Genomic DNA, 19,926 nt, shown 5'->3' with positions numbered 1-19,926 from the left:
TGAGAATCTTTACCATGCCTGCCGACAGCCCGATCCGCGTGTACATCGTCGACGACCACGAGGTCGTGCGCCGCGGTGTCGCGAGCCTCCTCGCCACCGACCCGGAGCTCGAGGTCGTCGGCCAGTCCGGCAGCGCCACCGTCGCCCTGCGCGAGATCCTGCAGCTGCGCCCGGACATCGCCGTCCTCGACGCCAACCTCGCCGACGGCAGCGGCGTCGACATCTGCCGCGAGATGCGCTCGGTCGACCCGGACATCAAGGCCCTCATCCTGACCAGCTACGACGACCCGGACGCCATCTCCGCGGCGATCCTCGCGGGCGCCTCCGGCTACGTGCTCAAGAAGATCGAGGGCAACTCGCTCATCAACGGCATCAAGCTCGTCGCCGGCGGTCACTCGCTGATCGACCCCGCCGTCGCGCACCGGGTCGTCGAGCAGATGGAGATGCAGCGCAGGTCGCTCGACATCATCTGCGAGCTCACCCCCCAGCAGCGCAAGATCTTCTTCCTCATCGCCGAGGGCATGACCAACCGGCAGATCGCCGAGAAGCTCTACCTCGCGGAGAAGACCGTCAAGAACCACGTCACCGGGCTCCTCGCCCGCCTCGGGCTGCAGCACCGCACCCAGGCCGCCCTCCTCGCCGTCCGGCTGCGGGGCGCCGACGCCGGCTCCCTGCCGGCCGCCGACGGGCCCGCCGTACCGGGCCTGGCGCCCGACCGCCGCGTCGGCTGACCGCGGCGCGGGGCGGCCTCCCGGAGCCCGCACGCCCGCACCCGACGCCGATCGGTCGACGCGGAGCCGCCCGGCGTGACCAGACCGATCCGGGACCCTGGTCCTGACTTGCCGCGCCGAGCGGCCATCAGGGTCCCATTGCCCTGCGTGTCGCCCCCACCGAGCCGGAGCCTTGTGCTTGTGAACGCGAATGTCACCGACACCGTCCCGGGGACGGACGAGCTGATCAGCAGCCAGATGGGTCTGGTCCAGCGCCTCGTGCGCGAGACGATGCGGCGGGTCCCCTCCCACGTCAGCCGCGACGACCTCACCTCCGCGGGCCTGACCGCCCTGGTCCTCGCAGCGCGGGGGTACGACGCGACCCGGGGCGTGCCCTTCGAGCAGTACGCCGCCCGGCGCATCCGCGGCGCGCTCCTCGACGAGCTGCGCTCGGTGGACTGGGCGTCGCGCTCGGTGCGTCGACGCGCCCGCGACCTCGCCGAGACGCGCAGCCGGCTCGCCGTGGAGCTCGGCCGAGCCCCTTCCCTGGCCGAGGTGGCCCGCGCGGCCGGGCTGACCGAGGCCGACGTCGTCGCCAACGACGACGACGTCTCGCGGGCGCAGGTGCTGTCCCTCCAGGGTCCGAGCGCGACGCCGATCGAGGACCTGGTGCCGACCCGGGCGCCGTCCCCCGAGGACCTGCTCGAGCACGACGAGCGGCTGGCCTATCTCCGCGAGGCGATCGCCGAGCTTCCGGCACGGCTGCGGACCGTGGTCCAGGACTACTTCTTCACCGAGCGGCCGATGGCCGAGATCGCCGCGGACCTCGGCGTGACCGACTCCCGGATCTCGCAGATGCGGGCGGAGGCGCTGTCCCTGCTGCGCGACGCGCTCAACCACGAGCTCAACCGCGAGCCGGAGCCGACCGCTCCGCAGCCCGCGTCCCGGCCACGCGGGGTCGCACAGCGGCGACGTGACTCCTACGTCGCGGCCGTGGCGGCCCGGCACGCGTTCGGACTGCGCCGCGGCGTGCGTCCGCTGACCGCGGTGGGCTGAGCCCCTTCGCGCACCTCAGCCCACGGCGGGGATGACCCATTCCAGGGTCGTCCCCCGGCCGGGCGCCGAGGTCACGAGCAGATGGCCACCGAGCCCCTCGGCACGGGCCCGGAGGTTGGCGCTGCCGTGGCCCGCCGTGGCGATCGCCGGGTCGAAGCCGACGCCGTCGTCGACCACGCGCAGCCGGAACCACGCCGACGATGCGGTCAGCGCGACGGTCACCGTCGAGGCATGGGCGTGCCGAGCGACGTTCGACAGGGCCTCGCGCAGGGTGCCCAGCACGTGGCTGCCCGCCTCCGGGACCAGCGCCCGGTCGACGGGACCTTGGATCCGCAGCAGGGGCTGGAAGCCCAGCACCGCGGCGTACTCCCTCAGCAGCGCGCGAACGTCGTCGAGCAGTGGGCGCCCCGAGCCGGTGTCGAGCTCGAAGATGACCGAGCGCAGCTCCTTGATCACGGCGTCGAGCTCCGCGACGGCCCCGTCTACCCGACCGCGCAGCTCGGGGGCCTCGAGGTTGCGGGCGCCCTGGAGCTGCATGCCGGTCGCGAACAGCCGCTGGATGACGAGGTCGTGGAGGTCGCGGGCGATCCGGTCGCGGTCGCGGTCCACCAGCAGCTGCGCGCGCTCGCGCAGCGCCTGCTGCCGGTCGAGGATGAGCCCGAGCTGGGCGGAGGTCACGCAGACCAGGTCGACCATGATGTCGCGCAGGGACGGCGTCTCCTCCGCACCCTCGACGAGGATCGCGCCCGGACCGGCGAGGCGAGTGTGCACCGGGACGACGAAGGTCGTCCGCTGGCGACGGGACGGCAGCCGCTGCGGCGTCCGCGACGCCGTCACCGCGCGGATCTGCTCGGCATGGGCGTCCACGACACCGGGAGCGGTCTCCGGGTCGCCGGCGAGCTGCCGGATCTCCAGGAGGTCACCGTCGACGCCCACGTAGGCGACCAGCCGCGCGCCGCACAGCTCGCGCAGCGACACGACGAGCTCGTCGAGGGCCTCCTCGACGCTGGCGGTCCCGGTGAGGTCGCGGCCGATCTCACCGGTGGTGGCGACCCAGCGGCGGCGCCATTCGGCCTGCTCGTAGGTGCGGGCGTTGTCGATCATCGTGCCGGCGGCGCGCGCCAGCGCCTCGACGAGTGCCTGGTCGGTCGCAGTGAACTCCGCACCGCCGCGCTTGTTGCCGAGGTAGAGGTGGCCGAACGCGCGCCCCCGCACCAGGACGGGGGCTCCGAGGAAGCGGTCGATCACCGGATGGCTCGGTGGGAACGAGCGCGACGAGACCGGATGGTCCGCGACGTGTTCGACCCGGACCGACCGGCGCTCGCGCGGCACCAGCCCCAGGAGGCCGTGCCCCTCCGGCAGCCGCCCGATCCCGTCGAACCGCTCCCCTGCGGTGGCGTTGGGCACCAGGTCGACGAAGGCGCCCTCGTCGTCGACGATCCCGAGGACGCCGTACTCGGCATCGGTGAGCTGGCAGGAGGCCTCGACGATCCGGGTGAGTACGCCGCGCAGGTCGAGGTCGGAGCCGATCGCGACCACCGCGTCGAGCAGGGCCTGTGCCTCCGAGGGCAGCTCCAGGTCCATCAGCGTCGCTCCCCTTCCCCAGCCGCGGCCGACCGCCTCGGCTCTCCCCTTGGCTTGACGTGGGTGACTTTCGTTGACTCCTCTTTACTCTGCCCGCCCGGGGGGCCGGCATCCGGGTCATCGGCATTGCGGGGGCGGATCTGAGCGGTCGGCGTGGACGGGGACAGGCTCCTGTGGAAAACCGTCACCAAAGACCGGCCCCGGCGTTGGACGGGGACCGGCTGCGAAGGAGTGGTGACATGGGGCGCTGGGTGCGGATCGCGACGACGGTGCTCGCGCTGACGATCGCGGGGGCCGTCGTGCCCGCGGCGGAGGGGGCCGAGCCGCCGGTCGAGCTCAGGTTCACCAGCCAGCCGAAGGTGGCCTTCTCGCAGGGGCTGACCTCGGCGAGCGGCACGCCCGGGGCGAGCGCCGTCGCCGCGTGGCGGGTGTCGCGTCCCGCGCAGGTCACGGCGGCCGCGCTGGACTCGACCGGCCGGGTGGTGCGCACGCTCGTCGAGGACCTGCTGGTCACCGACCTCCACCAGGTCACCTGGACCTTCACCGACGCCGCGGGCAAGGACGTCCCCGAGGGGGACTACACCCTGCGGGTCGAGGCCGTCGACAGCGACGGCGCGCGTGACGTCGAGGACTATGCGATGCCGCTGGACCGCCACACCGTCATCCCCCTCCAGGGCGTCGTCAGCGGTGCGACGTACTCGGCCAGCGCCACCATGTCCATCGGGCCGAAGACCGGAGTGACGCCCACGAGCGCCCGGTTCATGGTCGGGGACGCCTACGACGACAGGTGCGCGACCAGCGACCCGAAGGCCCCCGGCTGGGGCGGCCGGATCCAGGCCACCTTCAACGTCTCGGACTGCGGCAACGCCAACGCGTTCGCCGGGGCGATGTTCGACTTCACCGACCGGATCGGGGCCAAGCAGCAGGGCTACACCGCGCTGGTGCCGGTGCGGGTCGTCGACCGCGTGGCGCCCACCGCCAAGCTCGACTCCTCGTCCACGGCGTCGCAGACCCTGCACCTGAAGCGTCTGGGCAGCTACGAGACGACGACGACGCGGTTCGCCGTCCGGGACGCCAGCGCGATCACGAGCGCGGGCTACGAGGTCCGCAACGGGTTCGGCGTACTCGTGGCGACCGGTCCCCTCGCCGAGGCCGGCGCCCTCGAGGCCGACCCGCTGACGCGCCTGTTCGACCTGCGCTGGAACGGCACCCGCAACGACGGCACGCTCGCGCCGGCCGCCCGCTACCGGGTGACCACGCGGTTCACCGACGCCGCCGGCTATCGCGCCACCGGTCCCGTGGTGATCGTGGACCTCGACGCCACGGTGCCGGGCACCCTGGCCGTGCGGCGGGTCGACGGCTACCGCTGGGAGGCCGTCGTGACGCCGAAGGCCGGAGCCGGCGTCACCCAGGTCGCCGTCTCCACCGCCGCGCCGGACGCGGAGGACCCGGAGCCGCAGGCCCTGCCCTACGACGGCGCCACGGGCACCTACCGTGCCGTCCTCGACCTGTCCGACCGACCGGCGGGGACCTACCCGATCCGCGCGCTGATCACCCGCGGCACCCCGCCCGCCGCCACGACCTTCACCACGGACGACCTCGAGGTCGTCGTCGAGCCCGACACGGCGGCGCCGGTCGTGAGCCCGCCCGTCAACACCCGCATCTACCTCGGGTTCACGCAGTTCTACGTGCCGGGCACCTTCGCCTTCTCCGTCAGCGACCAGTCGGCCGTGCGTGCCTCGGACTTCCTGGTGACCAACGCCGCGGGCACCGTGGTCGACCACAAGGTCGCCGACGGCGGCGAGGGCCGCACCGAGTTCACCTGGGACGGCACCGGACCGGACGGCGCCCGGCTGCCGGGCGGCGACTACGTCGTACGCACGACCTTCACCGATGCGCTCGGCAATGCCACCCCCGCCTCGGTCACCGTGCGCCTCGACGACACCGTGCCGGGCACGTTCGCCCTCGTCGCGAGCGCGGAGAACAAGTTCACCTTCGAGCTGACGCCCACCCCGGGCGTCACCGTCCGCGGGGCCGGGATCGCGCTCGTCGGGAGCACCTGCTGCAGCGCAGCCATGGCGCGCGACGCCGCGACCGGGCGCTACCGGATCACCGTCGACCTCAGCGGCCGGCCCGCGGGCAGCTACCGCTTCGCCAGCCTGGTGATGCGCGACACCCCCGGCGCCGCCGACCCGTACGGGTTCTTCTGGACCGACCCGATCACGGTGACCGTCAGCGACTGAGGCCCCTCTTCGCACACCTCGCGCCCCCGGCGCGCACACCTCGCGCCCCCGGCGCTCACACCTCGCGGGCTCAGAAGCGGCGCAGCTGGTAGCGACCCGTCGTGCGCGCGACGACGGTGCCCTCCGTGTCGTGGACCTCGGCGACGAGGTCGAAGTCGGACTTGCCGCGCTCCGCGGTCTCCGCGAGCACCCGCGCGATGACGTCGTCGGCCAGGGTCGTCCGAGCGACGACGTCGGTCGTGGCGGGGCGCAGGAAGTCGATCGTCATCGACTTGATCAGCGGGACCGCGCCCTCGAGGACGAGCGAGGTGCTGGCGTAGAGGCCGCCGAGCACCTCCGCGACCGTGAAGAGCGAGCCCGCGTAGGTCGTACCGAAGTGGTTGCCGTTCGGCCCGGCGGGCAGGCGTGCGGCGACGGTGTTGCGTCCCGCCTCGACGACCTCCACCCCCATGGCGTCCATGATCGGGATCATGGTCCGGACGTGCGCGGTGAGGTCGGCAGGCGTGGTCACGGCGCGACCCTAGCCGCTCACCAGGGGCGCGGCGGCAGGTCCTCGATGTACGGCGCCAGGAGCGCCGCGGACTGCTCGACCGTGAGCACCTCGGCCGGGTCGAGCGGGATGACCTGGCGCCGGGACTCGTCGATCTCCCACACGTCCTCCCCGACCAGGCGGCCCTCGTCGTCGTAGGGCCACACCATGTGCTCGACGTTCGCGACCAGGTAGTGCGCGGCGGGGTCGACGGGCGCTCCGGCCGCGGCGAGCACGGCGCCGGGCGTCTGCTGGTAGATCGTGGCGGTCGAGACGATCATGTTGTCGCCGACGGCCAGCCGCTCGTCGTCGGTGTAGAAGACGCACTGCGCGGTGCGCGACCACTCCTCGTAGACGGCCTGGACCGCCTCGGCGCCGTCGAGGACGGTCGTGATGCCGAAGACGTTGAAGTGGTAGGTCGGATGCTCGACGGTCATCTCGGGCGCGAAGATCTCCTTCCAGCGACCGGCCATCTCGAGGTTGCGGTGCCGGTCGTAGGCCTGGAGCAGCCAGCGGTGGCGCGGGTTCGTCGTGGTCTCCAGCAGCCGGCGCACGGCGCTGTTGGTCTGGGTGATGTCGAAGCGGCTCATGGTCCGCACGCTGCCAGCACGCCCACCGGCGGGTCTTGACATCACGTGACGACTTCTTGACCCTGTGCGACATGTCCCTGATCCGCGGCACCTCGCTCCAGGGCTTGACCGAGCTCGTCGAGGAGCTCGGGGGCGAGCTGCAGCCGCTGCTCGACCTCGCCCACCTGCCGGCCGCTGCCGTCGGCGACCACGACAGCTTCGTGAGCTACCGCAGCGTGGTCACCGTGCTCGAGGCGGCGGCTGCGGCGACCGGTGCCGACGACTTCGGCCGCCGCCTCGCGACCCGCCAGGGCCTGGAGATCCTCGGCCCGCTGGGCGTGGCCGCACGGACGGCCGAGACCGTCGGCGCTGCCCTGCAGTCGATCGAGCAGTACATGACGGTCTACAGCCCGGCCATCGCGGTCACGGTCGACGCCCCACCCACGCACCGGCTGGCGCAGCTGCGCTGGCGGATCGTCGTCCGGCGCCCGCCCCCGCACCGGCAGTCGGCCGAGCTCGCGCTGGGCGTGGCGCTGCGCGTCTTCCGCCTCCTGGCCGGTGCCGACTTCGCGCCGCGCTCGGTGCAGCTGCGGCACCAGCCGCTGGGAGACGCCGCCGCCTACCGCGCCTACTTCGGCTGCCCGGTCGAGTTCGCCGCGGAGGGCTACGGCTTCCGCTTCCCCGCCGACGTGCTGCGCCGCCCGCTGGCCCACGACGGTGACGTGCACGCCGTGGTCGAGCAGTACCTCAGCCGGATCGCGGTCCCGACGGCGAGCGCCACCGCCGACACCGTCGCCGAGCTGATCCGGCACATGCTGCCGACCGGCGGCCTCGACCTGGACCTCGTCGCGCGCCAGCTCGCGGTGCACCGGCGCACGCTCCAGCGTCAGCTCGCCGAGCAGGGCACGTCCTTCGCCGCCCTCGTCGACCAGGTGCGCCGCGACGAGGCGGAGCGCTGCCTGCGGGAGACCGACATGCCGCTGGGCCAGCTGGCCGGACTGCTCGGACTGAGCGAGCAGAGCGCGCTGACGCGGGCCAGCCGGCGCTGGTTCGGCGCCCCGCCTCGTCAGGTACGGCATGCGGCGCGCGCTCTGTCATCCGGAGTCAAGAACTAGGCACGCAGGGTCAAGACGGGGCGCCGCTCCGGTGCGACGCTCGACGGGTCCCCGAACCCGACCGGGTCCCCGCGACCCACCGAGAGGATCCTCATGGGCCGCAGAACCCGTCCCCGCGCACGCGCGCTCGCCGCGCTAGCCGTCGGCCTCGCGACGTCCACCCTGACCGCCCTCACGGCCCTGGCGGCCTGGCCCGCGCCCGCGAGCGCCGACCAGGCGGCGTACGACCGCGGCTACCGGCTCGGCCTGGAGGCCTACCGCTACGGGCTGCCGCTGGTGACGACCGACGCGACCTTCCGCGCACAGACCAGCGTCGACGTACCGGACAGCCGGGGCTTCGGCCCGGTCAACCGCTTCAACCCGGTCCGCTCCTTCATCACGCCCGAGGACCGTTCGGTGGTCGCACCGAACCTCGACACGCTGTACTCCATCGCCTGGCTCGACCTGAGCGCGGAGCCACAGGTCATCAGCGTCCCGAAGGTCAAGAACCGCTACTTCGTGATCCCGCTGATGAGCCCCTACACGGAGAACTTCGCCAACCTCGGCTCGGTCGAGGCGACGCCGCCGGGCGACTACGCGGTGGTCGGCCCTGACGACGCCGACGTGCCGCTGCCGAAGCACGTGACGCGCGTGGTGTCGCCGTACGACCGGGTGTGGGTCATCGAGCGGATCTACGCCGACAACGACGACCCCAAGGACCAGGCCAAGGTCCACCGCCTCCAAGACGCGACGACCGCCACCCCGCTGAGTCGCTACCCCCGCCCGGCGAAGGACGCGCCCCCGCGCGACCCGGACACCACCGCCGAGCCGGTCACCCTGCCGACGGGCCTGTCCTTCTACGACCGTCTCGGCGAGCTCCTCGCCGTGTTCCCGCCGCCCGCGGCCGACGCGGCGAAGCTCGACGAGCTGGCCGCCATCGGCGTCGGCGCCGGGCGCCGCCCGTCCGCGGACCCCGCGCTCGACCCGGACACACGCGCCGGCATGGAGGCGGCCGTCGCCGCCGGCCAGGCCACCGTGCTGCAGGACGCGATGGGGCTCTACGGCCAGGGCTTCGCCCGCCACAACGGCTACCTGATCACGCCGACCGGCAGCTACGGCACCGACTACCGCCTGCGCTCGGTGGTCACCCAGGTCGGTCTCGGCGCACTGCGCCCCGAGCAGGCGATGTACCCGCTCGCCCTGCTCGACCGCACGGGTCAGCCGCTCACCGGGACCAGGCGCTATGTCGTGCACATCCCTGCCGGGGAGCTCCCGCCGCTGACGGACACCGGCTTCTGGTCGCTGACCCTGTACGACGGCGACGGGTTCGTCGTCGCCAACGAGATCGACCGGTACGCCGTCAACGACCGCACCGACCTGCACGTCAACGCCAACGGCTCGCTCGACCTGTTCCTGCAGGCGACCCGTCCAGCCGACGAGGCACAGGCGCGCAACTGGCTGCCGACCCCGACCGGCGGGTTCCGCCTCCTGTGGCGGACCTACGGCACCCGCGCCGAGGCGATCCCCGGGATCCTCGACGGCACCGGCTGGCGGGTGCCGGCCGTCCTGCCGGCCGGCTGACCCGCTCTCGGTCAGGCGACGTCGTAGGTCGCCTGGCCGAGCCGCGGGTGCGCCGAGCCCTTCAGCAGCACGTCCACCACGAGGTCGACGTCGTCGATCATCGGGACGTGGCCGCACCTCGGCAGGGTCACGTGCTCGGCGTCGGGGAGCGCGCGCCGGGCGCGCCCGGCCTGGTAGGGCAGGAGCACGAGGTCGCGCGTGCCCCAGGCCACGGTGACCGGGATGGCCGGGTCGATCGGCCGGCCGAAGGGGAAGCCCCCGTCGATGATGGTCTCGAGCGCCGGGCGCGCGTGCACCAGGCCGCGCAGGTCGCCGAGGGCGGCGTCCGGGCTGAGCTTGTGCCCGCGCGTCATGAGCAGGCCGAAGGCGGCGGCCCGGCCGGGCCCGGTCCGCAGGATCGCGGGCGCCACCGGCTGGGCGAGCGTGGCCGCGCCGGTCAGCAGCGTGAAGACCGCCCGGATGTAGGCGAAGTCGACCTTGTTGCGCCAGAACCCGGCCGGTGCGAGCGTGGTCGCGCTGCTCACCAGGTCGTCCGCCGCGGCCTCGAGGGCGATCCGGCCGCCCAGCGAGTTGCCGGCGATGTGCGGCCGGTCGAGCCCCTGCTCGGCGAAGAAGTCCTCGAGGATCTCCCGCAGGATGTCGCGGACCGGGCGCCCGTCGGGGACCAGGGCCGGCGACTCGCCGTGCCCCGGAAGGTCGATGAGCACGACTTCGCGCTGCTCGGCGAGCCGGTCGACGACCGGGTACCACGCCTGACGGCGGTGTCCGATCCCGTGGACCAGGACCAGGGGCTCACCGGAGCCGATCCGTTCGTGGGCGAGCATGGCGGCCTCGCTTCCCCGCACCGACGCTGGTGCGACCGATAGGTGCAACTGTGAGTTGCGGATACCGACGGTACGGGACCTGCTAGCTGCGCGCAAGCACCTGTTCGCAGCGGGCTCCCGCCCTCAGCGGCGCAGCACCTTGTCCATCGCCTTGCCGCGGGCGAGCTCGTCCACGAGCTTGTCGAGATAGCGAATCCGCTGCATGAGCGGGTCCTCGATCTCCTCGACCCGCACCCCGCAGACCACGCCGGTGATCTGGTCGGCGGCGGGGTTCAGCCGGGCCGCGTCGAAGAGCTCCTGGAAGGTCGTGTGGGCCTCGAGGTGGCCGGCGAGCTCCTGGGCGTCGAAGCCGGTCAACCAGCAGATCGCCTCGTCGAGCTCGGCCCTCGTGCGCCCCTTCCTCTCGACCTTGGTCACGTAGTGGGGATAGACCGATGCGAAACTGGTCGAGAAGATTCGGTGCACGGTCACCGAGACTAGCCGGGGAACTTGAGGAAGAGGTGCGCGCAGCGTGGTCGTCGAGGAGGTCCGGCCCCGCTCCCGTCCCGCCCTCGTCGTCACCATGCTCGCCTGCTGCGGCATCGTGGTCTCCTTGCAGCAGACCCTGCTGCTCCCGCTCCTGCCGGACCTGCCCCGCCTGCTGGACACCTCCGCCGACAGCGCGTCGTGGCTGGTGACGGCGACGCTGCTGAGCGGCGCCGTGGCGACGCCGACCATCTCCCGCCTCGCCGACATGTACGGCAAGCGCCGGATGATGGTGGTCGCCCTCGTCGTCTCGGTCGTCGGGTCGCTGCTGGGCGCGGTCAGCCAGGCGCTGCCGCTGCTCATCGGCGCCCGGGCGCTCCAGGGCGTCGGCGTCGCGCTGATCCCCGTGGCCATCGCGATCATGCGCGACGAGCTGCCGCGCGACCGGGTGCCCCTCGGCGTCGCGCTGATGAGCGCGACGCTCGCCATCGGCGCCGGCGCGGGACTCCCCCTGTCCGGCCTGATCGCCGAGCACATGGACTGGCACGCCTCCTTCTGGCTCACCGGCATCGTGGGCGCGGTGCTGATCGTCGGCACCGTGGGCCTGCTGCCGGAGTCGCCGGTCCGCACGCGCGGCGCCTTCGACCTCCGGGGCGCGGTGCTCCTCTCCGTCGCGCTGACGGCCGTGCTCCTCGCGCTGTCCAAGGGCGGCCAGTGGGGCTGGACCGCCCCCCGCACGGCCGGCTGCCTGCTCGGCGGGGCCGCGGTGCTCGCGGTCTGGGTCCCGCTCGAGCTGCGCACCCCCCGCCCCCTCGTCGACCTGCGCGTGGCCGCGCGCCGCTCGGTCGTGCTGGTGAACGCCGCGTCGGTGTTCGCGGGGTTCTCGATGTTCGTCAACATGCTGGCCACCACCCAGCTGCTCCAGATGCCCACGGAGACCGGGTACGGGCTCGGCCTGGACGTCCTCCACACGGGACTCTGGATGGTGCCGAACGCCGCGGCCTTCGGCCTGATGGCGCCGCTGTCCGCCTGGCTGATCCGGCGCGCCGGCCCGCAGGCCACGATGGTCGCGGGCGCTGCGCTGATGGGAGTGACCTACCTGTGGCGGGTCTTCTACAGCGCCGACCTGGCCCAGATCGTGGTGGGCTCCGTGGTCGTCGGCACCGGCACCGCGATGGTGTACGGCGCCCTGCCGACCCTGATCATGCGAGCCGTGCCGGTCACGGAGACGGCGTCGGCCAACGGCCTCAACGTGCTCCTGCGCTCCTTCGGCACCTCCACCGCGAGCGCCGCGACCGCCGCGATCACCACGGCATCGGTGCTGACCCTCGACGGCAGGGAGCTGCCGACCCTCGAGGCCCTGGAGCTCCTCTTCTGGCTCGCCGCCGGCGCGGCCGCGGCGACCGCGCTGATCGGCGTACCGATGCTCAGGATGCCGGAGTACGCCGAGGAGGCCGACCGGTCCGGTGCCGAGAACACCGGCCGGGCGCAGATCGTGCGCGGCCAGGTGCTGAGCCCGCGGGGCACCCCGATCCGCCAGGCGGTGGTCACCGTGCTGACCCCCGACGGGCGCGCGGTCGACTGGGGCCAGGCCGATGCCGAGGGCCGGTTCACCGCCGCGGTGCCCGGTCCGGCCGACTATCTCGTCGTGACGGCGGCGGACGGTTGGCGCCCGCGCTCGCGGATGATGACCCTCGACAGCGGGACCCCCATCCCGCCGATCGTGCTGCGCGAGCGCCTGACCCTCGGCGGCATGGTCCGTGACGCCGACGGGCGCGCGGTGGCCGACGCGCTCGTCGTCCTCACCCGCAGCACCGGCGAGCTGGTCACCACCACCCGCACCGACCACGACGGACGCTACGAGGTGCCGCGCCCCGCCAACGGCCGCTACGTGCTCACCGTCGCCGGGCCCGACGAGTCCCTCGGCGCGCGCACGCTCGCGGTCTGGGAGGAGGCCCGGGACTTCGACCTGGTGCTCGGCACGCCGCTCTCGGACCTCGGTGGACTCCCCGACCCGCTCGCCTGAGCCGCGGCCTCGGACCGGCGCCGACGACCACGGGAGCACCCGTCCGGCCACGCCTGCGACGCATCCGGACGACGAGCGGCCATGATGTCCTCATCATGATGCGCATGGAGGGATCCCGATGAGCACGACGGCCGGACCACCGACCCGACGGACTGCCCGCAAGGACAAGCTCGCCAACAACGTGGCGCAGTCGGTGCTCAGCGACATCAAGCGGCGCGGTCTCGGCGCGGGCGACCAGCTGCCGAAGGAGGCCGACATGCTGGAGGAGTACCGCGTCGGCCGCGGCACCCTCCGCGAGGCGCTGCGCGTCCTCGAGACGTGCGGGCTGATCGCCCTCAAGCCCGGCCCGGGCGGCGGTCCCGTCGTCCAGAGCGTGCATCCCGAGGACTTCGGGCGGGTGGCCTCCCTGTTCTTCCAGTTCGCCGAGGTGACCTACCGCGAGGTCAACGAGGCGCGCCTGATCCTCGAGCCGATGGCCGCCCGCCTCGCCGCCGAGCGGCAGAAGGGCTCGGACGCCGCCCAGGAGCTGGTGTCCCTGGCGACGTCCGGCTCGGACTCACCCGACACCGAGACCTATCTCCACATCACCGCCGACTTCCACGCCTCGGTGATCGCCCTCGGCGAGAACACGCTGGTGAGCCTGGTCTGCCAGTCCCTCGCCGAGATCTTCCGGGACCGGGTCCGCTCGGTCCTCTTCCCCAAGAGTCGGCAACACGACGTCCACGCTGCCCACACCGCGATCGCGGAGGCGATCCTGGCCGGCGACGGCGCCCGCGCCGAGAGCCTGATGACGAGCCACATGAGCGACTACGTGAAGTACGTCGCCAAGCAGCACCCCGCCCTGCTCGACGAGATCGTCGTCTGGCACAACCGCGGCTGAGGCGCGGCCGCGTCGAGGCCGATGCCCGTGCCTCAGGCGCTCCCGCAGGCGAAGGAGGTCGCCGCGTCCGGGTCGCCCCCTCGGTAGACCTGCACCTGCGGGTACGGGCAGAGTCCGCGCTCGCGCGTCCCCCCGTCGGCGGCAGGGCCGCTGGCCGCCAGCGTCTGCGGCGCCTCCCCGTCCTCGACCCAGCGCACGAGAGCCGCGAAGGGGTCGACCGGCTGGGGTCCGGCGCCGCCACGGCAGTGGTCGACCCCCGGGGCGAGGAACAGGCGCAGGAAGTCGTCCGTGCTCGCGCCGGACAGCGTGCGCACCTCGTCGTAGTAGTGGACCGACTGGTCGGCGGGGAAGAGGCCGTCGGCCAGGCCGTGCCACATCAGCACCTTGCCACCGTGCTCGGCGAAGGTGTCGAGCGCCGGGTCAGCGGTGGCGAGCAGCTCCAGGCGCCCCTGGAGCCGGTCCCGCACGGTCGTCACCAGGTCCGTCGTCGACACCTCGCGCCAGTCGTAGGAGAGGTCGGCGAAGGCGAAGTTCTGCAGCGCGAAGCTCGGCGGCACCCGGACGACTCCGCCGGTCAGGTCGATGCCGGGCGTGTGGCCGTACCAGACCGCGCGGCCGTCGGCCTCGTGCGGCCCGCGGAAGATCTCGGCGGCGACCGCGACGTCGGCCTTCCTCACCTTGCCGCAGGGGAGCTTCGTCCCGACCAGGCGCTCGAGCGCCGCGCGCTCGTCGCACAGCTCGGGTCGGCTGACGAGCCCGTCCTCGAGCCCGTCGGCTCCATCACAGCTGGCCGCCACCGCGTCGCGCATCGCCGCGAGCTTGCAGGTGGGCAGGAAGCCGCCCAGCCTCTCGTTCTGCACCACGGCCGGCCAGGACATCGTCATGTTGAGCCGGTCGGCGCCGTACAGCGCCGGCGCGGCAGCGAGCACGCCGTCGTACAGGTCGGGGAAGCGCTGGGCCATCGCCATGCCCTGGCGCCCACCGTTGGAGCAGCCGTTCCAGTAGGAGTACGCCGCCGGCGCGCCGTAGTGCGCCTCGACCGCCGCCTGGGCGAGGACGGTCATGTCGCGAACGCCGCGGTAGGTCCAGTTCTCGAAGAGCTGCCAGTCGAAGTCCTGCTCGGCGGTCAGGAAGATGTTGGGCTGGCGCGTCTCGGGCACACCGGAGTCGCTCGCGACCACGGCGTAGCCGTCGGCGAGCGCCGGCGCCATCGCGGCCGGCCCGTTGGTGGCCCGGGTCCCCCCGCCGCCGACGGCCTGGAGCCGGCCGTTCCACTCGTCGGGGAGCCAGAGCCAGACCTGCGCCTCGTCCGGCCCGAGCCCACCCTCGACGCCGTGCGTGAGAGTCAGCTGCATCTCGCACAGCGGCTGGGCAGGCATCGCCGAGCCGAGCGGCACGGTGAGCCGGGTCGTGCCGCCGTCGTGGGCGACGGCGTCGACCGCGCTCACCTCGGCCCCGACCACCTCGAGGCCGGCGAGTGCGCCGGGCGTGCAGGAGCCGGGCGCGGGCTGCACGGAGCCGGGCTCCGCTCCGGCGCCGAGAGGCGCGGCCACCAGGGCGGTCGCGACGAGCAGGAAGGCCGCCGTGCGGCGGCCACGCCGTGAACTGGTATTCATGACGATGGTTACTACCATAATTCTTGTTCGGGGGTCACCTGCGTCACCTTTGCCGCTCCCCGGCCCCACTTGTGACCCCCCTCACGACAATGCTAATATTCATGAGCATTGTTTAGGGAGAGGACCCAGCCTTGCGTGCCACACCTCCTGCCGAGCTCGACGTCCTGGTCGTCGGCGCCGGCTTCTCCGGCCTCTACAGTCTCCACCGTCTGCGCACCCTGGGCCGCTCGGTGCACGTCATCGAGGCCGACGACGACCTCGGCGGCGTCTGGTACCGCAACCGCTACCCCGGCGCCCGGTGCGACATCGAGAGCGTCGACTACTGCTACTCCTTCGACGACAGCATCGTGCAGGAGTGGACCTGGACCGAGCGCTACCCGGCCCAGCCGGAGATCCTGCGCTACATCAACTTCGTCGCCGACCGGCTGGACCTCCGCTCGGGCATCACCTTCGGCACCCGGGTGAGCGAGCTGCACTGGGATGCCACCGCCGCGCTGTGGCGGGTCGCCACGGACCGCGGTGACCGCCTCGTCGCGCGGCACGTGATCATGGCCAGCGGCCAGCTGTCGAAGCCGCAGCTGCCGGCCATCGAGGGGATCGCCGACTTCACCGGCGTCCTGGCCCACACCGGCGACTGGCCTCGCGAGGGCGTGGAGCTGTCCGGCAAGCGGGTGGGCGTCATCGGCACCGGCTCCTCGGGCGTGCAGACCGTCCCCCAGGTCGCGAAGCAGGCCGCCCACCTGTCGGTCTTCCAGCGGACCGCGCACTACGCCATCCCGGCGCGCAACCACGAGCTCGACCCGGCGTACGTCGCCGACCTGAAGTCGCGCTTCCAGGAGTACCGCGAGATCGCGCGGCACCACCCGGGGGGCACCCACCGCCACATCGGCACGGAGTCGGCGCTCGACGTCGACCCTGCCGCGCTGGAGGAGACCTTCCACCGCCACTGGGAGAAGGGCGGGCCGGACATCCTCGCCGCCTATCGCGACTTCCGTACCGACGAGACGGCTGCGGAGAAGGCCGGGGAGTTCGTCCGCCAGCGCATCCGCGAGATCGTCGATGACCCCGAGACCGCCGAGCGGCTGTGCCCGAAGGGCTACCCGTTCGGCTCCAAGCGGCTGGTCCTGGAGATCGACTACTACATCACCTTCAACCGTGACAACGTCTCGCTCGTCGACGTGGCCGCCGATCCCATCGCCCGGGTCGAGGGCAACGAGATCGTGCTCGAGAGCGGTGCCCGCCACGCCCTCGACGTCCTCGTGCTCGCCACCGGGTTCGACGCGCTCACCGGCCCCCTGTTCGCGATCGACATCCGCGGCGTCGACGGGGCCACGCTGCCCGAGGCGTGGGCCGCCGGGCCCCGCACCTATCTGGGGATCGGGACCCACGGGTTCCCCAACCTCTACGTCGTCGCCGGCGCGGGCAGCCCCTCGGTGATCAGCAACGTGCTGATCTCCATCGAGCAGCACGTCGAGTGGATCACCGACTTCATCCAGTACCAGTACAAGAACGGCATCACCACGGCCGAGGTGAGCGTCGAGGCGCAGGACCGATGGACGCAGGAGGTCTACGACGTCGCCGCGCCGACGCTGTTCATGAAGGGCAACTCCTGGTATCTCGGCGCCAACGTGCCGGGCAAGCCCCGGGTGTTCGCGCTGTACCTCGGCGGGGTCGGTCACTACCGCGACATCTGCGACCAGGTCGCCGCCGACCACTACGCCGGCTTCACCCTCGACTGATCGAAGGACATTCCATGACTGCTGCCCAGGGCCCCCTCGCGGGGGTGCGCGTGATCGAGGCCGGCTCCATGTACGCCGCCCCGACCGCAGGCCGGATGCTGCGCGACTTCGGCGCCGAGGTGATCAAGGTGGAGGACCCCACCCATGGGGACTTCGCGCGCCAGTGGCAGCCGGCCCACCAGGGCACCGCCATCGGCTTCGCGCGCCTCAACAGCGGCAAGCGGTCGGTCGGGATCGACATGCGGCGCCCCGAGGGGCGCGCCGTCCTCCAGCGCCTGGTCGCGAGCGCGGACGTGCTGATCGAGAACTTCCGACCCGGCCGGATGGAGGCGTGGGGCCTGTCGTACGCCGAGCTCAGCGCGGTGAACCCGGGCCTGGTCATGACCCGGGTCAGCGGGTTCGGGCAGACCGGGCCGTACCGGGAGCGTCCGGGCTTCGGCACGGTCGCCGAGACCGCCAGCGGCTACGCCTTCCTGAACGGCTGGCCGCACACGCCGCCAACCGCACCGCCGTTCGGGTTCGCCGACTCCATCGCCGGCATCTCCGCGGCCTACGGAACCGCGATGGCGCTCTTCGACCGCGGCCGCACGGGCAAGGGCAACGAGGTCGACGTCGCGCTCTACGAGCCGCTGATGTTCATCCTCGGCGACGCCGTGCTCAACTACACCGCGTCGGGCGAGATCATGCAGCGCCACGGCAACGCCTCGGGCGCCGCCTCGCCGCGCGGCATCTACCAGGCCGCGGACGGCGGCTGGCTCTCCATCGCCGGCTCCAACCAGGCGATCGCCATGCGGCTGTTCGAGGCGATGGACCGCATCGACCTGCAGACCGACGAGCGCTACGCGACGAACTCCGCGCGGATGGCCAACAACGAGTCGCTGCAGGAGATCGTCGTCGACTGGGTCAGGCAGCGACCGCGCGACGAGGTCCTCGAGATCCTCGACAAGTTCGAGGTGGTCGCGGCCGCGGTCAACGACTCCAGCGACATCGTCGCCGACCCGCACTTCGCCGAGCGCACGCTGACCGCGCTGACGGGGAGCGCACTGGGGGCGGACGCCTTGGTCCCCGGTCCGATCCTGCACGTCGGCTCCTACGCGGGACCGTCGTACGACGGCGTCCCGGCCGTCGGCGAGCACACCGCCGAGGTGCTGGGGGAGATCGGCCTGTCGGCCGCGGACCTGGCCGCGCTGACCGCGGCCGGGGTGGTCAGTGACTGACCTGGAGGTCGGCCTCGCGGCGCTGCGGGACGCCGCGGCGGGCAACGTCCCGATGGTCGCGCTCTCCCCCGCCGAGGCCCGTGAGCGCGTCGTCGCCGGCAACCGGCTGTGCGCGGACGGTCCGGCCGTGCCGGTGACCGATCTCGGTGCGGACGACGGCGTGCCCGTGCCGGTCCGGGTGTACGAGCCCGTCTCCCCGCCGGTCGCGACCCTCGTGTACGCCCACGGCGGAGGCTGGGTCACCGGCGATCTCGACTACGCCGACGAGCTGTGCCGGTTCGTCGCGCACGACGCCGGGGTGCGCGTGGTGAGCGTGGACTACCGGCTCGCTCCCGAGCATCCCTTCCCCGCCGGCCTGGACGACCTGAGCGCCACGTGGTCCTGGGCGGCCGCGACCTACGAAGGACCGCTCGGGCTCGGGGGGGACAGCGCCGGCGGCAATCTCGCCGCGGCGCTCGCCCTGCGCGCGCGGCCCGTCGCTCCCGCCTTCCTCCTCCTGCTCTACCCGGTCCTGGGACTGCCGGACAGCACCCCGTCCTACCGCACGCGGGCGACTGCGTTCCCGGTCGGCGCGGCCGACATGCGCTGGTTCTTCGGCCACTACGTCGCCGGACACCCGCTCCCGGAGACGCCGGCCGATCTGGTGCCACTGCATGCCGACCGCGTGGCGGGCCTCCCCGCCACCCACGTCGTCCTCGCCGGACACGACCCGGTCCACGACGACGGTGCCGCCTTCGCAGCCGCCCTCGCGCGTGCCGGCGTCCGGGTGACCGTGCGCCGGCATCCCGACCTGTGCCACGGCTTCCTGCGGTTCACCGCCGTGTCGCCGGGCGCACGGGCGGCCCGCACCGAGGTCGTCGCCGCCCTCCGGCGGCTCGCCGCTGGGGAGCGGCTTCCATCACGAACCGGCCAATCCCTGCCTATGATTCAGCCCTACCCGCCGGGCACCGGCACACAGCGACCGGCGACCACAGAGGTGAGCCCATGACGACGACCCCGATGCGGCCCCAGAAGACGGCCATGCTGCTCGCGCAGCGCATCGTCGGCGACATCAACCGCCGCGGCAACACCGTCGGCGACCGCCTGCCGCCCGAGCGGATCATGCTCGAGGAGTACGAGGTCGGGCGTGGCACCCTGCGCGAGTCGCTGCGCTTCCTCGAGCTCCAGGGCGTCATCTCCCTGAAGCCGGGTCCCGGGGGCGGTCCCGTGGTGCAGCAGCCGGACTCCACCAGCCTCGCCACCTCGCTGACCCTGCTCCTGCAGTTCGCCAACGCGCCCTTCCGCACCATCGCCGAGGCGCGCGGCGGTCTCGAGCCGATGATGGCCCGGCTGGCGGCGGAGCGGATGTCGGACGACCAGCTCGCCGACCTGAAGGCGAGCGTCGACACCATGCACGCCCACCTCGACGACCAGTCGGTCTTCCTCGAGGAGAACAAGCGCTTCCACGACGTCATCGCGCACGGCTCGGGCAACGCCATGTTCGGCTATCTCGTCGACGCGCTGCTCGGCATCCTCGACGGCTCGGCGATCGGCATCGACTACCCGGAGGTCCGCCGGGCCGCGGTCCACAAGGCGCATCTGAGCATCTACGAGGCGATCGCCGAGCGCGACCCCGTCCGCTCGGCCGATGCCATGGCGGACCACGTCCATCAGTACCTGCGCTACGCCGAGAAGAAGTTCCCCGACGTCCTCGCCGCGCCCATCGTGTGGGGCAACGGCGCCTGACGGCCCCCGACGGCCCCGACGGCCCCCGACAGCCCCCGACAGGTCCGTCGCGGTTCGCGCTCGGGCTG

General features: G+C 72.8%; 17 protein-coding genes. 11 read left to right on the top strand and 6 right to left on the bottom strand.

All coding sequences use genetic code 11. From position 1 onward, the window contains the following. Nucleotides 1-14 precede the first annotated feature (14 nt). Both ACJ5H2_RS03790 and ACJ5H2_RS03785 read left to right on the top strand, forming a co-directional pair. Complete coding sequence (locus tag ACJ5H2_RS03790) at nucleotides 15-731, top strand: response regulator (protein ID WP_408898233.1); 717 nt, start codon at nucleotides 15-17, stop codon at nucleotides 729-731. Between the two features lie 180 nt (nucleotides 732-911). Next, nucleotides 912-1,766 (top strand): sigma-70 family RNA polymerase sigma factor, encoded by an 855-nt coding sequence (locus tag ACJ5H2_RS03785; RefSeq protein WP_408898232.1) that lies wholly within the window; start codon nucleotides 912-914, stop codon nucleotides 1,764-1,766. 15 nt (nucleotides 1,767-1,781) lie between these two features. Here the strand turns inward: ACJ5H2_RS03785 and ACJ5H2_RS03780 are convergent, their stop codons facing one another. Then, nucleotides 1,782-3,350, bottom strand: a complete 1,569-nt coding sequence (locus ACJ5H2_RS03780) for a GAF domain-containing protein (protein ID WP_408898231.1) — start codon at nucleotides 3,348-3,350, stop codon at nucleotides 1,782-1,784. A 239-nt stretch (nucleotides 3,351-3,589) separates the two neighbouring features. On the opposite strand from ACJ5H2_RS03780, the gene ACJ5H2_RS03775 reads away from it, so the two are divergent. Further along, a complete protein-coding gene (locus ACJ5H2_RS03775; protein WP_408898230.1) occupies nucleotides 3,590-5,593 on the top strand; it encodes a FlgD immunoglobulin-like domain containing protein in 2,004 nt (667 codons plus the stop codon). Between the two features lie 70 nt (nucleotides 5,594-5,663). Here ACJ5H2_RS03775 and ACJ5H2_RS03770 read toward each other — a convergent pair whose 3' ends face one another. Together ACJ5H2_RS03770 and ACJ5H2_RS03765 are read right to left on the bottom strand one after the other, a co-directional pair. Beyond that, complete coding sequence (locus tag ACJ5H2_RS03770; RefSeq protein WP_408898229.1) at nucleotides 5,664-6,104, bottom strand: PaaI family thioesterase; 441 nt, start codon at nucleotides 6,102-6,104, stop codon at nucleotides 5,664-5,666. Nucleotides 6,105-6,121: 17 nt separating this feature from the next. Next, nucleotides 6,122-6,712, bottom strand: a complete 591-nt coding sequence (locus ACJ5H2_RS03765) for a hypothetical protein (protein ID WP_408898228.1) — start codon at nucleotides 6,710-6,712, stop codon at nucleotides 6,122-6,124. A 71-nt stretch (nucleotides 6,713-6,783) separates the two neighbouring features. Here ACJ5H2_RS03765 and ACJ5H2_RS03760 point away from each other — a divergent pair, with 71 nt between their 5' ends. Beyond that, on the top strand, nucleotides 6,784-7,806 hold the full coding sequence (locus ACJ5H2_RS03760) for an AraC family transcriptional regulator ligand-binding domain-containing protein (protein WP_408898227.1): 1,023 nt from the start codon (nucleotides 6,784-6,786) through the stop codon (nucleotides 7,804-7,806). Nucleotides 7,807-7,899: 93 nt separating this feature from the next. Then, nucleotides 7,900-9,366 (top strand): DUF1254 domain-containing protein, encoded by a 1,467-nt coding sequence (locus ACJ5H2_RS03755; protein ID WP_408898226.1) that lies wholly within the window; start codon nucleotides 7,900-7,902, stop codon nucleotides 9,364-9,366. 11 nt (nucleotides 9,367-9,377) lie between these two features. Here ACJ5H2_RS03755 and ACJ5H2_RS03750 read toward each other — a convergent pair whose 3' ends face one another. Further along, on the bottom strand, nucleotides 9,378-10,190 hold the full coding sequence (locus ACJ5H2_RS03750) for an alpha/beta fold hydrolase (protein ID WP_408898225.1): 813 nt from the start codon (nucleotides 10,188-10,190) through the stop codon (nucleotides 9,378-9,380). Between the two features lie 123 nt (nucleotides 10,191-10,313). Next, entirely contained in the window at nucleotides 10,314-10,655 is a 342-nt protein-coding gene (locus ACJ5H2_RS03745; RefSeq protein WP_408898224.1) for a DUF2200 domain-containing protein, read from the bottom strand. Between the two features lie 46 nt (nucleotides 10,656-10,701). Between ACJ5H2_RS03745 and ACJ5H2_RS03740 the strand changes: the two genes are divergently transcribed. Next, complete coding sequence (locus tag ACJ5H2_RS03740) at nucleotides 10,702-12,681, top strand: MFS transporter (protein ID WP_408898223.1); 1,980 nt, start codon at nucleotides 10,702-10,704, stop codon at nucleotides 12,679-12,681. A 118-nt stretch (nucleotides 12,682-12,799) separates the two neighbouring features. Next, a complete protein-coding gene (locus ACJ5H2_RS03735; RefSeq protein WP_408898222.1) occupies nucleotides 12,800-13,561 on the top strand; it encodes a FadR/GntR family transcriptional regulator in 762 nt (253 codons plus the stop codon). A gap of 32 nt (nucleotides 13,562-13,593) precedes the next feature. On the opposite strand, the gene ACJ5H2_RS03730 is transcribed toward ACJ5H2_RS03735, so the two are convergent. Next, nucleotides 13,594-15,177, bottom strand: a complete 1,584-nt coding sequence (locus ACJ5H2_RS03730; RefSeq protein WP_408898221.1) for a tannase/feruloyl esterase family alpha/beta hydrolase — start codon at nucleotides 15,175-15,177, stop codon at nucleotides 13,594-13,596. A 131-nt stretch (nucleotides 15,178-15,308) separates the two neighbouring features. On the opposite strand from ACJ5H2_RS03730, the gene ACJ5H2_RS03725 reads away from it, so the two are divergent. Genes ACJ5H2_RS03725 through ACJ5H2_RS03710 form a run of 4 tightly spaced genes read left to right on the top strand, consistent with a single transcriptional unit; the run spans nucleotide 15,309 to nucleotide 19,858 of the window. After that, nucleotides 15,309-16,916: a flavin-containing monooxygenase gene (locus tag ACJ5H2_RS03725; protein WP_408898220.1), complete on the top strand. Its 1,608-nt coding sequence runs from the start codon at nucleotides 15,309-15,311 to the stop codon at nucleotides 16,914-16,916. A 14-nt stretch (nucleotides 16,917-16,930) separates the two neighbouring features. Continuing rightward, on the top strand, nucleotides 16,931-18,133 hold the full coding sequence (locus ACJ5H2_RS03720; protein WP_408898219.1) for a CaiB/BaiF CoA transferase family protein: 1,203 nt from the start codon (nucleotides 16,931-16,933) through the stop codon (nucleotides 18,131-18,133). Then, entirely contained in the window at nucleotides 18,126-19,121 is a 996-nt protein-coding gene (locus ACJ5H2_RS03715; protein WP_408898218.1) for an alpha/beta hydrolase fold domain-containing protein, read from the top strand. Before ACJ5H2_RS03720 ends, ACJ5H2_RS03715 begins: the two co-directional genes overlap by 8 nt. After that, nucleotides 19,118-19,858, top strand: coding sequence for a FadR/GntR family transcriptional regulator (locus ACJ5H2_RS03710; RefSeq protein ID WP_408898217.1), 741 nt, complete (start codon nucleotides 19,118-19,120; stop codon nucleotides 19,856-19,858). The genes ACJ5H2_RS03715 and ACJ5H2_RS03710 overlap by 4 nt, the downstream gene beginning before the upstream one ends. The last annotated feature ends 68 nt before the right edge of the window (nucleotides 19,859-19,926 follow it).

This window comes from Nocardioides pymetrozini (assembly GCF_046058985.1).
Lineage (GTDB): Bacteria > Actinomycetota > Actinomycetes > Propionibacteriales > Nocardioidaceae > Nocardioides.
Note: the sequence above shows the minus strand (reverse complement) of the source record. Positions and strands in the feature narration are given on the sequence as shown.

What these genes read in the sequence shown, in the direction of transcription:
- ACJ5H2_RS03720 (WP_408898219.1), top strand. Translation starts at nt 16,931, where the DNA reads ATGACTGCTGCCCAGGGCCCCCTCGCGGGGGTGCGCGTGATCGAGGCC.
- ACJ5H2_RS03790 (WP_408898233.1), top strand. Translation starts at nt 15, where the DNA reads ATGCCTGCCGACAGCCCGATCCGCGTGTACATCGTCGACGACCACGAG.
- ACJ5H2_RS03755 (WP_408898226.1), top strand. Translation starts at nt 7,900, where the DNA reads ATGGGCCGCAGAACCCGTCCCCGCGCACGCGCGCTCGCCGCGCTAGCC.
- ACJ5H2_RS03780 (WP_408898231.1), bottom strand. Translation starts at nt 3,350, where the DNA reads ATGGACCTGGAGCTGCCCTCGGAGGCACAGGCCCTGCTCGACGCGGTG.
- ACJ5H2_RS03730 (WP_408898221.1), bottom strand. Translation starts at nt 15,177, where the DNA reads ATGAATACCAGTTCACGGCGTGGCCGCCGCACGGCGGCCTTCCTGCTC.
- ACJ5H2_RS03775 (WP_408898230.1), top strand. Translation starts at nt 3,590, where the DNA reads ATGGGGCGCTGGGTGCGGATCGCGACGACGGTGCTCGCGCTGACGATC.
- ACJ5H2_RS03750 (WP_408898225.1), bottom strand. Translation starts at nt 10,190, where the DNA reads ATGCTCGCCCACGAACGGATCGGCTCCGGTGAGCCCCTGGTCCTGGTC.
- ACJ5H2_RS03735 (WP_408898222.1), top strand. Translation starts at nt 12,800, where the DNA reads ATGAGCACGACGGCCGGACCACCGACCCGACGGACTGCCCGCAAGGAC.
- ACJ5H2_RS03710 (WP_408898217.1), top strand. Translation starts at nt 19,118, where the DNA reads ATGACGACGACCCCGATGCGGCCCCAGAAGACGGCCATGCTGCTCGCG.
- ACJ5H2_RS03765 (WP_408898228.1), bottom strand. Translation starts at nt 6,712, where the DNA reads ATGAGCCGCTTCGACATCACCCAGACCAACAGCGCCGTGCGCCGGCTG.
- ACJ5H2_RS03760 (WP_408898227.1), top strand. Translation starts at nt 6,784, where the DNA reads ATGTCCCTGATCCGCGGCACCTCGCTCCAGGGCTTGACCGAGCTCGTC.